General features: G+C 33.8%; 13 protein-coding genes and 1 pseudogene. 11 read left to right on the top strand and 3 right to left on the bottom strand.

Annotated elements, in window-relative coordinates:
• Positions 1-136: 136 nt before the first annotated feature.
• The 4 genes from EJN67_RS08940 (at position 137) to EJN67_RS08930 (ending at position 3,900) form a co-directional block, all read left to right on the top strand.
• Positions 137-610: a hypothetical protein gene (locus tag EJN67_RS08940; protein WP_207208004.1), complete on the top strand. Its 474-nt coding sequence runs from the start codon at positions 137-139 to the stop codon at positions 608-610.
• A 62-nt stretch (positions 611-672) separates the two neighbouring features.
• On the top strand, positions 673-1,533 hold the full coding sequence (locus tag EJN67_RS08935; protein WP_129723982.1) for a DUF4351 domain-containing protein: 861 nt from the start codon (positions 673-675) through the stop codon (positions 1,531-1,533).
• A 40-nt stretch (positions 1,534-1,573) separates the two neighbouring features.
• Positions 1,574-1,744: a hypothetical protein gene (locus EJN67_RS14045; protein WP_157726515.1), complete on the top strand. Its 171-nt coding sequence runs from the start codon at positions 1,574-1,576 to the stop codon at positions 1,742-1,744.
• 299 nt (positions 1,745-2,043) lie between these two features.
• Complete coding sequence (locus tag EJN67_RS08930; RefSeq protein ID WP_129723981.1) at positions 2,044-3,900, top strand: hypothetical protein; 1,857 nt, start codon at positions 2,044-2,046, stop codon at positions 3,898-3,900.
• Between the two features lie 319 nt (positions 3,901-4,219).
• On the opposite strand, the pseudogene EJN67_RS08925 reads toward EJN67_RS08930, so the two are convergent.
• Positions 4,220-4,456 (bottom strand): annotated as a pseudogene (locus tag EJN67_RS08925) (transposase domain-containing protein); the annotation flags it as partial.
• A 52-nt stretch (positions 4,457-4,508) separates the two neighbouring features.
• On the opposite strand from EJN67_RS08925, the gene EJN67_RS08920 reads away from it, so the two are divergent.
• Together EJN67_RS08920 and EJN67_RS08915 are read left to right on the top strand one after the other, a co-directional pair.
• Positions 4,509-4,946 carry an endonuclease/exonuclease/phosphatase family protein gene (locus EJN67_RS08920; RefSeq protein WP_129723980.1) on the top strand — a complete coding sequence of 146 codons (438 nt, stop codon included), beginning with the start codon at positions 4,509-4,511 and terminating at the stop codon, positions 4,944-4,946.
• A 204-nt stretch (positions 4,947-5,150) separates the two neighbouring features.
• A complete protein-coding gene (locus EJN67_RS08915) occupies positions 5,151-6,737 on the top strand; it encodes a S41 family peptidase (RefSeq protein ID WP_165000815.1) in 1,587 nt (528 codons plus the stop codon).
• A gap of 233 nt (positions 6,738-6,970) precedes the next feature.
• Here EJN67_RS08915 and EJN67_RS08910 read toward each other — a convergent pair whose 3' ends face one another.
• Positions 6,971-7,435 carry a helix-turn-helix domain-containing protein gene (locus EJN67_RS08910; RefSeq protein ID WP_129723978.1) on the bottom strand — a complete coding sequence of 155 codons (465 nt, stop codon included), beginning with the start codon at positions 7,433-7,435 and terminating at the stop codon, positions 6,971-6,973.
• A gap of 301 nt (positions 7,436-7,736) precedes the next feature.
• Between EJN67_RS08910 and EJN67_RS08905 the strand changes: the two genes are divergently transcribed.
• The 3 genes from EJN67_RS08905 to EJN67_RS08895 all read left to right on the top strand — a co-directional run bounded on the left by EJN67_RS08905 (position 7,737) and on the right by EJN67_RS08895 (position 10,963).
• Positions 7,737-9,080, top strand: coding sequence for an ABC transporter substrate-binding protein (locus tag EJN67_RS08905; RefSeq protein WP_129723977.1), 1,344 nt, complete (start codon positions 7,737-7,739; stop codon positions 9,078-9,080).
• A 93-nt stretch (positions 9,081-9,173) separates the two neighbouring features.
• Positions 9,174-10,103 (top strand): carbohydrate ABC transporter permease, encoded by a 930-nt coding sequence (locus tag EJN67_RS08900; protein WP_165000814.1) that lies wholly within the window; start codon positions 9,174-9,176, stop codon positions 10,101-10,103.
• A 29-nt stretch (positions 10,104-10,132) separates the two neighbouring features.
• Complete coding sequence (locus EJN67_RS08895; protein WP_129723975.1) at positions 10,133-10,963, top strand: carbohydrate ABC transporter permease; 831 nt, start codon at positions 10,133-10,135, stop codon at positions 10,961-10,963.
• 168 nt (positions 10,964-11,131) lie between these two features.
• Here the strand turns inward: EJN67_RS08895 and EJN67_RS08890 are convergent, their stop codons facing one another.
• A complete protein-coding gene (locus EJN67_RS08890) occupies positions 11,132-11,707 on the bottom strand; it encodes a flavin reductase family protein (RefSeq protein WP_243641269.1) in 576 nt (191 codons plus the stop codon).
• A gap of 138 nt (positions 11,708-11,845) precedes the next feature.
• Here EJN67_RS08890 and EJN67_RS08885 point away from each other — a divergent pair, with 138 nt between their 5' ends.
• The gene (locus EJN67_RS08885) at positions 11,846-12,172 is read left to right on the top strand and encodes a winged helix-turn-helix transcriptional regulator (protein WP_129723974.1); all 327 of its coding nucleotides are present in this window, start codon (positions 11,846-11,848) and stop codon (positions 12,170-12,172) included.
• A gap of 179 nt (positions 12,173-12,351) precedes the next feature.
• The gene (locus EJN67_RS08880) at positions 12,352-12,513 is read left to right on the top strand and encodes a hypothetical protein (RefSeq protein ID WP_129723973.1); all 162 of its coding nucleotides are present in this window, start codon (positions 12,352-12,354) and stop codon (positions 12,511-12,513) included.
• The last annotated feature ends 239 nt before the right edge of the window (positions 12,514-12,752 follow it).

The raw sequence follows: 12,752 nt of genomic DNA, 5'->3' as shown, positions 1-12,752 counted from the left end.
ACCTGGCTCTCTGTAGCCTTGTACTATAGATAGATAAACCCTTCCATTGGGTTTCCTGTCCTTCTTTAGAAACATTTTCATCACCATATATATTATACCATAGAACATCATAGAACAACAGGAAAAAGATTAAAATTTGACAAATAATTTGGCTTGTATCAATTGGCATTGCAGGGCTATAGTTTTTAGAATTGTATTATTTGCTGCGAAACTAAGGTGGAATGCTTATAAAAATAATTATGTAAAGACTATAGGAAAGGTAGAGGAAAAAACAGCAGATGAAGTAATAGAGGAAGTAGTAACAACCCAAAGTCCACCGACAGATATAGATGAATACATTCCATTTATCCGATTTCTATATGAGAAAAGAGATGACATCTACCAACTATTATCAGGAACTAAAGAAGATGGGACCATACCAAGATATGTAGTGCCAGGACTTGTCAGAACCAAAGCCATTTATATGAGTGATATGGTAGCAAAGCTTACTGCAGAATTTAGCAAAGAAAAGAATGTCACCCAGAGAGAAGTCATGGAAGGAGCATTGATTGAATATCTCCAGAAGTATGGATTCAAGAGGGAAGTTGAGACACTTCTGAAAAATGAGTAAAAAGTCTTTTTAAAAGATAGGTTTGTGGTATAATAATAGTAAGATGGAGGTGGTATATCCAAATGTCTTATGAAACAAGGCCACAAACCTATGATGAAACGATTAGAGTATTAGGGAAAAAGGATTATAGAGGAATTGCTGAGTTCGTTTTACCAGTTGTAAAAGAAGCTGATGAAATATCTCTTGAACATGCAAAGCTATCTATACCTGATATGATAGAAATGGATTTTTTAGCAAAAGTTAATATAAATGAAGAGAGTTTTATTCTTCACATAGAATTTGAATCTGCATATAAAAGTAATACAGAAATGCTAAAAAGAATGCTTAAATATTATACTTATATAAAATGGCATAATGACTTACCAATTTATCAAGTACTTATGGTACTAAAAGAACCAACTAATGTAAAAAATATAGAAGGTAGTTTTAAAAGCACAGTACAAGATTTAGATGTGATGCAGTACCAATACAAAGTAATTAAAGCATATGAAATTGATAAATATGAAGTACTAAAAGATAAGCAAGTGGTATTATATCCTTTAAGAGTATTTATGAAGCATGATGGAGAGAGTGAAGAAGAACATATTTTGGAATGTCTAACAGCTGTGGAATCACTTCCAGACAAAGACTATTATTTTCTTACAGTTCAATGCGTTAAAAAGTTGTATGAAAAGAGTAAATATAAAAAGTTTGTAAAGGAGGAGATCATAATGCAATCATCACTATACAGAGAGCCTTATGAAAAGGGAAAAGTAGAAGGCGAAGCTAAAATGGTTATAAAACTTTTAACCAAAAGATTTGGTGTTATCCCACCAGAATTAAGAAAAAGGATAGAGTCATTAGACTCTGAAACTCTAGATAGAATTATGGATGAAGCCCTCTCATATGAGAGTATTAAGGATGTTGAAAAGACACTTCAATAGAAATGCTTATTTACTAATACTTGTGATTAAAGGTGATTTTATGTCAGTTGATTCTTTTACAAAAGAATTTAAAATATCAAAATCAGAAACGGTTGAAAGGCTAGAGAAAGCTATAAAAGATATAAAACCATTAGAAATGAATTCAAGAGATGCTGTAAATAGAATGAGAGAAAGAGAGAATAAATTATTGGAGCTACTTCGGATAAAATAATACAAATATACTTTGGAATGAAGGCCTAAGGTGGTATTATTGCCAAAGATGGGGGGCACGAGTGGGCTCCCTGGTATTATTTATTAGAAAACCTTTATGAATAATAAGCTTATAAAACCTATCAGTATGCATAATGATACTCATTATATAAATGAAGACTAATTTAGGAATATAAGAAGGCTCTGAACCTTTGATTTAAGTGGGGTTCAGGGCTTTTTATTATACAGAGAAATAAGTAATTTTGTGCTATTAACAATAACTCTGTAGTTGTAAAAATTACAGCTCCAGCAGAAGATTTAATGCAACAAACAATAGAAGTTAAAGACAATACAGGTGCAGTTGTAGAAGTAAAACCTGTTGATATAGCAGCAGGAGACACTACAGCTGAATTTGAATTTGTAAAAGCTGTTACTAAAGTTGAAGGCATATGGACAGTAGCAGGAATTTCATATAATGCTGACTTAGCAGCAAACTTAGCAGCATTTGTAGCTGCAGATACACAATTAGGACTTAACGAAGTTTTCGCAGACTTAGGAATTAAGAATGTAGAAGTAGCTAACATTCAAAAATACCTAGATGGTAAAGATAAATTCTTAGCTGACTTAGAGGGAGATTTAACTGTAGAAGCTATCCAAGGTTTCGTAGATAAAGTAAATGATGATGCAGTTGAAGCAGGCGAAAAAGAAGCAGCAGAAAAAGCTGCAACCAAAGCAGTAGTAGACGCTTTAGAAGCAAACAATGATATCGCTTTATTAACAGCATTACAAAATGATGTATTTGCAAGAGTAAATAATGAATGGATTAATGAATATAAAGCTGGCTTCTATACTGGAGAAGCATTAAATAAACCAGCAGATGCAGCAGCAGTACAAACTGTAATTAACACTGTTAATGATGGTAAAGTAACTACTGAGGCTACAAAGACAGCTAATAATGTTGATAGAGCTAAATTATTAGCATCAAAAGCTTTAATTGAAACATATGCTACACCAAATGCTAAAGGTGAACAAGAATCAGCAACAAAAACAGCTTTAAAGAATATTGATATTCAATTAGCTATCGTTGATGTTCGTGAAGCAACAACACCAACAAACCTAAAAGCTAAAGTTACAGCATTAGCTGAGTTAGTAAATGATAAAACTCAATTAGACATAACAACATATAAAGATGCTAATGGTAAAGCATATATTGAAGAAATTAAAGGATTTAAGACAGGCGAAGAAGTAACAGGTGTATTAAGTGTTGCTAATGTTAAAACAGCTATAGATACTGCAAATCAAGCAGCAGCAGATGCAGAAGCAGCTTTGAAAATAACAGACCTTGCAGTAGTATCTGATGGTGGAACAAATGCAGGAGTTACTGTTGATAGTTCTACATTAGATGACAAACGCCTAGTAACAGTTAAAGGTGACTACCTAGCATTAACAGAGTATCCAGCAAACAATGATACTCCACCAGCAACAGCTAAATGGATTGGATTAAAGATTACTTTAAATGAAAAATTTGCAAATAAATTTGACCTTCTACTAGACGGTGATGATTTAAGAAAAGATCTAGAATTAGATGGCGACCATTATCTATTATACTACTTCGTACCACAAGCAGGCGGTAATACTAAGACACTAGAATTCACAGTTAAAGATGCAAATGGCAATGTAATCCAAAAAGACGGTTTTACAATTAAATTCGTTGATGAACTATCTCAAGACGGTGTAGTTGTATTAGTTAATGAAGCAGAAACAGCAGAAGATGTAGATGCTGCATTATTAGAACTACCAGTTGAAGCTTACCTTAATATTCCAAAGGCAGATAGATTATTTGTAGCAGAAAAAGTATTAGAAGCTAGGAATGGAGCAGAAGATAAAGAATTTAACGACTATAGTGCTCTAAATACAGCTTTAGAAGGCGTTATAGGAACTGAAGGATCATATACAAAAGCATTAAGTGGTATAAATACTTTAAAAGCAAATGATGAAATTTCAGATGTTATTGATGCTTTAGAAGCAGTATCCTCTGAATTTGCAGAAATGACTAACGCAGAAAAAGCTGATATAGCTGAAGCATTCTTCTTAGGATTAGAGTTTAACGAAGACGGAACAGCATTAAAAACTCCATTCAGAACTCTAGCAGCAGTTAAAGTAGCAGCTGGTCTATAAGATTAAGAATTATTAACGCCACAAAAGTACCGGAGCAAGCTCAGGGGAGAAAAGCCCTCCCCCTCGCAAAGGTACCGGGTACTGCCCGACTTTTGTCGAAACTTGCTAACGAGATAAAGAAGGACCTCACAGGTAGAAAAATACTTGTGAGGTTTTTTTTACGCAAAGAAAAAGGCCAAGGCTGGAAGATTGTAATTTACCAGTCATGGCCATTAAAAAATAGTTCTTCAAATCCATCATTTCTAAGGATTAAAAGTAAGCGCATAATAACTTGGTGTATTGAAAATTCTAAAAAAATGCTGTAATCATAGACCTATGATTATTTACAAGTGGCTTGAACATCTGCACTCCACGGAAGATAATCTTCTAGGAACTCAGGGTTTTGCCCAAATTGTATGCCTGGCAATTCGCTAAATATAAAGCTTAGATATTTATAAGGGCTAATTCCATTGGCCTTAGCACTTTCAATCATACTATAGACAGTAGCACTTGCAGCAGCTCCTTCTCCTATGCCAGGGTTCCTAGAAGCTAAAATTAATGTAAATGGGAATATGCTTTATTTTCATGTAACACATTTAGATTATCGTGGTGATCCTATGGTAAGATAGATGCAAGTTGATGATATGCTTAATATCTATTCGGAAATAGCGGGACCTAAGATTTTAGTTGGAGATTTAAATGCTCTACCAGATGCGCCTGAACTTGTACCGTTGTTTGAATATCTGAGTGATAGTTGGGACTTAGCGGGAGAAGGGGAAGGTTATACATTTCCTGTAGATAATCCACATAAACGTATAGACTATATACTAACAAGCACAAAAATAGAGGTTGTAGATTTACAGCTAGATGAAGTGACAGTTGAGAAAATACAAATGGCAGTAGAAGGGCTCATAGAAAATGAAGATATAACTGTAACTGTAGAAATTGTAAATAGCGATAAAGGTACCTACAAGATAACCTTGACAAAAGGAGAAGTTACAGCTAGTAAAGATATAACGGTGACAGTTATACAAGAAACGGATAAAGAGGCAATTCAAAAAGGATAGGTCAAAATAAGGAATAGGATATTTTTTAAACACTAAGGGTTATATATTTAAGGATTAGTTTGGATATACAGAAAAACAGGCAATTCTTTTATCACATTAAAACATTGGTTGATGATGGTAAAACTTTTAGGAGATAATATTGAGGAAAGTTTATACAAACGCTATAATATATATAATATTATATATGCAAAGGTGATGGTTTATTTGAAAAAGGTATTATCCTTTCTGTTGATATTTGTACTCATTTTAAGCGTATTTCCGACCGTATCCCATGCAGATGACAGCTTGGATGAAATTAAATATTGGCTCAATAAGGACTATGTGGAGCCACTTGAAGGTGATGTACTTAATTCTACAGATATAGATGATCTTATGGATAAAATAGATGATCCATATACTACATATATGACACCAAAGGAGTTAAATGCATTTATAGGCTCTATAGAGATGCAGTATGTGGGAATAGGGGTTGTTATAGAGCAGGTACCTGAAGGGATAATGGTCTTATCTGTATTTGAAGGTTCAGGGGCATCAGAGGCAGGTCTCCTTCCTGGAGATATTATTACAGAGGTGGATGGATGCCCTCTGGCAGGTATTGATGCAGATGCTGCTATTACATATATCTCTGGAGACGAGGGTACATATGTTAGTCTAACTGTAAAACGTGGCGGAGAGATATTATGCTTAAAGATAGGGAGACACAGGATAGATATACCTACTATTCAACATGTCATGCTTGATGGCAAAATAGGGTATATAGATATTATGTCCTTCGGTACGGATACTGCCAAACGTTTTGAAAAGGCTGTTCTAAATATGGAGCAGGAAGGCGTCAAGGGGTATATTGTAGATCTTAGGGGCAATGGTGGGGGATACCTAAATACTGCCCTTGAATTGGCTGGTTTTTTCATAGATGACAATGTAGCGATAAAGACTAGGAATAAAACATCAGAGGGGGAATATAGGGCTATACCGCAAAAGGTAAGGATAGGGAAGCCGGTAATAGTTTTAGCCGATGAATATAGTGCAAGTGCATCAGAGGCGTTTATAGGAGCCATAAGAGACTATGACAAGGCATATATAGTGGGGAATACCACCTTTGGCAAGGGATGTATGCAGAATATGTACTTTTTATCCAATGGTGGGGCGATAAAGCTTACTACAGATTATTTCTTTACCCCTAACGATAGGACTATAAACAAAGTAGGGCTCCCGCCTGATATAAGTATAGAAGGCCAAGATGCCCAGATGATAGCCGCATACCTTTTGCAAACAGGAGGAAATGAGGCAAAAAAGGGGATAGTGGGCATAGATATGGGAGGCAGCATATTTGGTGTAGATTTAAACTTAGCCCGTCAGACTAAATTTTGGACAAGTTATGCAGAGCTTATAAAAGGTGCTATGGCGGGAGGTAAAAAGATCTATGCAGGGACGGATACAGGATGGAATGGGGACTTGTTTAAAAAAGATGCTATCACTACCTGGTATTATCCAGGATATGATGTATTATCGCCTTTATATGATATCAGTACGGATAAAAAGTTTTTGATATCCTTTAATAAGGAAGTGGATAGATCTACTCTCGATAATAATATTGAGCTCATAGAGATTGCAACGGGGGCGAGGGTAGAGTATGATATAGTAGAGTTTACAGGTGACAAGGTAAAGATAGCCCCTGCTAATATGTTAAAATCAAATGAAGAATACGTAGTTGTTATGCATGGTGATATAAGATCTACTGGTGGACAAAAACTAAAGGATGGGGCTATATGCCATATAAGGACAAAATGATTAAATGATATAATGAGGAGATAAATTAACACATTATGTAAATAACGCTAGGATCTACAGCGAAAACCAAAATAGCAAGTTAAGTCATATATAGCCTTGGTTCTTTCATGAATAGGAATGGGCAGCTAATTGCCACCCATTCCTATTATTAGATTATCGTCATTTAAAAGCGATAAAATATGACATAATGGTTAATAAGCTAAATATTTGCCAATGGAAGAGAATATACAAAATTATTTATATTGCCTATTCCTTTCTTTTCTATACTGGGTAAATTCTATATATTCTTTGATAAATTCTTTTTCTTTAGTTGTAAGATTTGAATCCATTTCATAGGAGGTTTGCTTATTTTTTATTTCCTCATGTATGGATTTTAGTTGTTTATTTAATGTTTTTAATTCAGAAATTAACGGACCTTCTTTGCTTTCTGGTAATATATATCCTCCAATTAGCCATAATAATTCCTTTGATATCTTTAATGGTACAGATAATCTTTCCAATTGTTCCTTAGTTGGTATTTCCTTTTTATTAAATATACGGGACATTTGTGACTTATGAAGCCCAGTTTGCTCAACCAAATCTTTTTGTGTAAGTTTTAATTGATCAGCCAGATAGACAATCACATCATTTGTTGCAAAAGGATCTATATCACTACAATTATATTTGTCTAATATCATGTCATCATTTACATTTTTCATGTTTTTCCTCCCATTAAAAGACACTACTAAATTCGTGTTTATAAAAAATAAACTCGAATTTAGTTGACTTTGCCGCAACTAAATGCTATACTATTATTGTCAAAGATATTGCATAATACGGGCGTTAATTTAAACATAATTATAGCGCGTATATATGCTGTTTCTATATTGCCCGTATTATGCTAAACACTAAATAATATTATTACCCAACCATATTATAACAAAGCTTTAACAAAAAATCATCTGTAGATGAGGTGCTATTCTGTTAGAATTAACACATATTAAGTGGAGGTGCTTTTTTATGGCAAAACGTCAAAAAATTATTGTTTTTTTACTTTGTATTGCGCTTGTATTTGCTTTTCTATTGTCAGGTTGCTCTAATAATAAATCTTCTAGTGACATCGATGTAAACAATTCTTCTGATGAAGATAAGACTCAAAAATCTGCCAATAATGACAAGAAAGTAACACTAAGCATGATGTATTGGGACCAAGTACAAAAGCCTGTTATTGATAAGATGATTGATGATTTTGAAAAAGATAATCCTAATATCAAGGTAGATGCTACTATTGTGCCTTGGGCTCAATATTGGGAAAAATTACAGACGACTACTGTTGGCAATAATGCTCCTGATGTATTTTGGATGAATATACCGAACTTCCCTAAGTATGCTGATAACGGGTCTTTATTGGAACTTCAAAAGTATATTGAACGAGATGGGGTTGATGTCTCAAACTATCCCAAGGACCTAATTGAAGGCTATAGCTATAATGGGAAGGTATGTGCTATTCCTGAACAATACGATACTATTGCCCTTGTATATAACAAGGAGATGTTTGATAAAGCAGGAGTTGAATATCCGGATGATACCTGGACATGGGATACTTTAAGGGAAAATGCCAGGAAGTTAACCATTAAAGGCGATGATGGGAAGATTATTCAGTATGGTTTTGCTTCCCTTAATGCAAATCAAAGCGGTTACTATAATTTTATGGTTATGAATGGCGGTGGGATAATTAGTGAAGATCACAAAACTTCATTATTTGACAAACCAGAGAGCATTGAAGCCATTCAATTTTTATTGGATCTAATTTATAAAGATGGTGTATCTCCTACTGGGCAGCAGATGATAGATACTACAGGTGAAGATCTGTTTAATTCTGGCAAGGTAGCTATGACTACCATTGGTTCATGGTATGTACCTATTGTATATGAATCTCTTGGAGATAAGGCTGATATTGCTCCTTTGCCCATGAGCCCTAATACAAACGAGAGAAAGACCATCATTCATGGATTATCTTGGGCAGGATATGCTAAGACCAAGTATCCTGAAGAAACTTGGAAATTAATTAATCACTTGATTTCAAAGGATTCTATGGCTTTGTTAGCTAAAGAAGGTATTACCATCCCTAGTTATAAGGGCATAGAAGAAGACTGGGTAAATGCTATTCCTTCTATGAATCTTCAAGTGTTTGTTGATGCTGCTAACTATAGTCATCCATATCCTGTATCTTTAAGGGCATCTGAATGGATGGAGGTAGAAGCTAAAGAATTGACTGATGCTTGGATGAACAAACAAAATGCAGATCAAGCTATGAAAAAAATTGCTGAACAAATGAATGAAATCCTAGCGTCTGAGAAATAAATGATGATTAAAAGGTATGAAGGGTGTGAATTCTTTGCATTCTTCATACCGCTTTTATAAATTAATTTGGTAATATGTTAGGAGGAACGGATATTGAATGTTTTAAATGGCAACAAAAAGAAATCATATACATTAAAACAGGGTTTGTTATATAATGAAAGCTTTGCTGGTTATCTTTTTATTGCTCCCAATTCCATTGGTCTTACTGTATTCTATATAATTCCCATTGTATTTTCACTTGTTTTAGGATTGTTTGATTGGGACGGAATAGGTACTCCAATTTTTACAGGATTAAATAATTTTAAACTGTTGCTGAGAGATGATACATTTAAGCTTGGAATCATTAATACTTTTTGGTTTACAATTATCACAGTTCCTTGCACTATTGTCCTTTCTACACTTTTAGCAGTCGCATTAAATTCTAAAATACGGGGGCAAAACTTATACCGAACTTTTTTCTTTCTACCTACTATGACCATGCCTGTCGCAGTAGCCATGGTATGGAAATGGTTATTAAATGCTGATTATGGCTTAGTGAATTATTTTCTTGAGTTTTTAGGGTTTGCTCCCGTTGGATGGTTATCTAATGAAAAATTCATATTACCTGCCATCATGCTTATTAGTATTTGGGGTGGTCTAGGTTATAATATTGTAATTCTGTTATCTGGACTACAAGGTATATCAAGAGTATACTATGAAGCTGCTGAAATTGATGGTGCTAACAGATGGCAAACTTTTAGAAATGTAACTATCCCATTATTAACTCCGTCTATATTCTTTGTAAGTGTTACCTCTCTTATTAGTGCAACACAAGTTTTTGATCCTATATTTGTTATTTTAGGTGCAACCAAGGGCTCATTAAGAGATGCATGTCGTTCTATAGTATTTGGTATTTATGAAAATGGATTTGTATATTTTAAAATGGGATATGCTTGCTCACAAGCAATTGTGTTATTTTTGATTATTCTACTTTTGACTTATCTCCAATTTATGGGTCAGAAAAAATGGGTCCACTATGAATAATCAGTTACATATTGTAAGGAGGAATGAAAATGGATAAAAGGAAGATACCATTATCGAAAATATTGATTCATGTAATCCTTATACTGGGATCTATAATTATGATTATACCGTTTTTCTGGATGATTTCTACATCCTTAAAAACTTTTCCAGAAACTATGAAGGTGCCTCCCGTTGTTTTTCCTAAGGTACCCCAGTTTGAAAATTATAGGGCAGTTATTGATACCGTGCCTTTTTTAACCTATTATCGTAATACTATTATTGTAACCGTTGTAAGAACGTTGGGCCAGTTGTTTTTTTGTTCTCTAGCAGCTTTTGCGTTTGCAAAACTTAAGTTTAAAGGAAGAGACTTTTTGTTTTTTGGTTTTTTATCAGTATTAATGGTTCCTACACAAATGATTTTGATACCTAACTATATCATCATGAAGACTTTAAGATGGCTAGATACTTTAGCTGCTGTAATTGCTCCTGGTATGTTCAGTGCCTTTGGGGTATTTCTGATGAGGCAATTCTTTATGACTCTTCCCGATGAGCTCATTGAATCGGGTAAAATTGACGGATGCAATTATTTCGGTATCTATTGGAAGTTATTGTTACCTTTAACTAAGCCAGCTTTGACGGCCTTAGCAGTTTTTACGATCATGTATTCGTGGAATGATTTTCTATGGCCCCTTATTGCTACCACTTCTGATGAGGCAAGAGTATTGTCTATTGGTATTGCCTTGTTGCAAGGACAGTATTCAACAGCATATCATCATATTATGGCTGGGAGTGTGATGGCGACTATACCTATTTTGATTATATTTATCTTTGCACAGCGTTACTTTATTGAGGGAATTGCATTGACAGGTATGAAAAATTAAGCCCTAACAAAATAAAAAATATGGGATTAGTTTGGATATATAAAAATGCTCTGAATCTTTGATTTAAACATGGTTCAGGGCATTTTTGTATACAGAAAAATTATTCTTTAAAGGCATTTTAAACTTGGTTTTCATGTTTACTGACTCTAGTGCAGTCGTCATTAATCTTTAAATATAATTTTTACCATCGCTCCAGCAATTGCCGACTTTATTTCCTGCTTCTAAATAGGATTTTGTTGGCATTTCAAATAACACAGGTTTAAATTTTTCATAATCTATTTTGCCATCTTCATCTAATATATTTTCATCGACATAGGTATTTACTACCTTTAGTATGAAGTTATCCTCTTCTTCTGTTTCATAGTTATCTACAAGTTTGCACTCCATAGAGATTGGAGAATCTTTAATTAAGGGGGCAGTTTTTAAGGTACCATAATAATATTCAAACACATTGGATTTATCTACTTTATGTCCAGAGACTATTCCTACATAATCAGCCTTAACTATCATATCTTTACTGATTAAATTTACCGTAGCAGTCTTGTTTTGCTTTATTCCCTTGTTGGAATAATGAGATTTATGCATACTTAGCATTATTTTATCCATTCCCACTATGCCCAGATGGGCAATATTTACCCAATTTACCTTACCATCAACTTCCGTTCCTATTATGGTATCTGGAGTTGGATATAGTGCAAATGTAGCACCTATGTTTTTCTTTTCCATATCGTTGTATTTCATCATAAAAATCCTCCTCTACTTTGATTTAACTTTACAATGTTATTTTTCAGATTATACTGTATAGTATATGTTATACGATATATAATACAAGTATGTACTTTTAAGTAATATACTAACCAAAAAGAGAGTAAGGTGTTAATTATGATTATAGATAATGATATTACTAAAAAATATAGATGTCCTGTGGAATATACGTTGGAGGCTATTGGAGGGAAATGGAAGCCTCTTATATTATGGAGTTTAGCCCAAGATGGAGTTAAGAGATATGGTGAAATAAAAAAGAGCATTAATGGAATAACTCATAAGATGTTAAGTCAACAATTGAAAGATTTGGAGTCTAAAGGTTTGGTTCATAGGGAGCAGTACAATCAAATACCTCCTAAGGTGGAATATTGGTTAACTAAAAAAGGGCAGACCCTTGTACCTATTTTAGAGGCTATGTGCCAATGGGGAAGTGAAAATATGTAGAGATATAGTATTATTAGAGTGGCACCTAATTTTTATAAAACTCTTGTATAGGAAAATGGTATTATTATATATATTTAGATCATGGTATAATGAGGTATTTCAGTTAATTTATTGTTCTATAACGGGGAGAGATTATATCTAATTTACATGGGATCTAAGAGCAAGGCGGAGGGAAATGTTTGGGAAAACGATTATTTCAAAAGGATGGTTCTTTGTGGTTAAAATCCGATGGCTATATAGGGACAAAAAATGAATCAAAACGGATAGAGGGCATACAGCTAAGATTGATTGATACCAGGACAAACAGTGATTACAAGGGATATAAGATAGTATACCTTTAGTTTGGCAAGAAAAAAACAAGGTATTTCATTGCAAAAATTGCTACATTTATTTTATCAAGAGGAAGTTATTTAGAGGCTTTCATGGAGTAACTATTGTTCTATATTTTTTGGTGTTGCATTTAATTATACAACGAACTAAGGACAAAATGATTATAAGGGCTTTATGAAATCTATCGATATCTAGTATTACTGGATAAGAGCTGTATATTTTTTTACTTATCATAAATTAGGTTGAATTT

It is taken from the genome of Xylanivirga thermophila (assembly GCF_004138105.1).
GTDB lineage: Bacteria > Bacillota > Clostridia > Caldicoprobacterales > Xylanivirgaceae > Xylanivirga > Xylanivirga thermophila.
The sequence above is the reverse complement of the archived record's forward strand: the minus strand, read 5'-3'. Positions and strand labels throughout refer to the sequence as shown.

What these genes read in the sequence shown, in the direction of transcription:
- EJN67_RS08935 (WP_129723982.1), top strand. Translation starts at nt 673, where the DNA reads ATGTCTTATGAAACAAGGCCACAAACCTATGATGAAACGATTAGAGTA.
- EJN67_RS14045 (WP_157726515.1), top strand. Translation starts at nt 1,574, where the DNA reads ATGTCAGTTGATTCTTTTACAAAAGAATTTAAAATATCAAAATCAGAA.
- EJN67_RS08930 (WP_129723981.1), top strand. Translation starts at nt 2,044, where the DNA reads ATGCAACAAACAATAGAAGTTAAAGACAATACAGGTGCAGTTGTAGAA.
- EJN67_RS08920 (WP_129723980.1), top strand. Translation starts at nt 4,509, where the DNA reads ATGCAAGTTGATGATATGCTTAATATCTATTCGGAAATAGCGGGACCT.
- EJN67_RS08910 (WP_129723978.1), bottom strand. Translation starts at nt 7,435, where the DNA reads ATGAAAAATGTAAATGATGACATGATATTAGACAAATATAATTGTAGT.
- EJN67_RS08905 (WP_129723977.1), top strand. Translation starts at nt 7,737, where the DNA reads ATGGCAAAACGTCAAAAAATTATTGTTTTTTTACTTTGTATTGCGCTT.
- EJN67_RS08895 (WP_129723975.1), top strand. Translation starts at nt 10,133, where the DNA reads ATGGATAAAAGGAAGATACCATTATCGAAAATATTGATTCATGTAATC.
- EJN67_RS08890 (WP_243641269.1), bottom strand. Translation starts at nt 11,707, where the DNA reads ATGATGAAATACAACGATATGGAAAAGAAAAACATAGGTGCTACATTT.
- EJN67_RS08885 (WP_129723974.1), top strand. Translation starts at nt 11,846, where the DNA reads ATGATTATAGATAATGATATTACTAAAAAATATAGATGTCCTGTGGAA.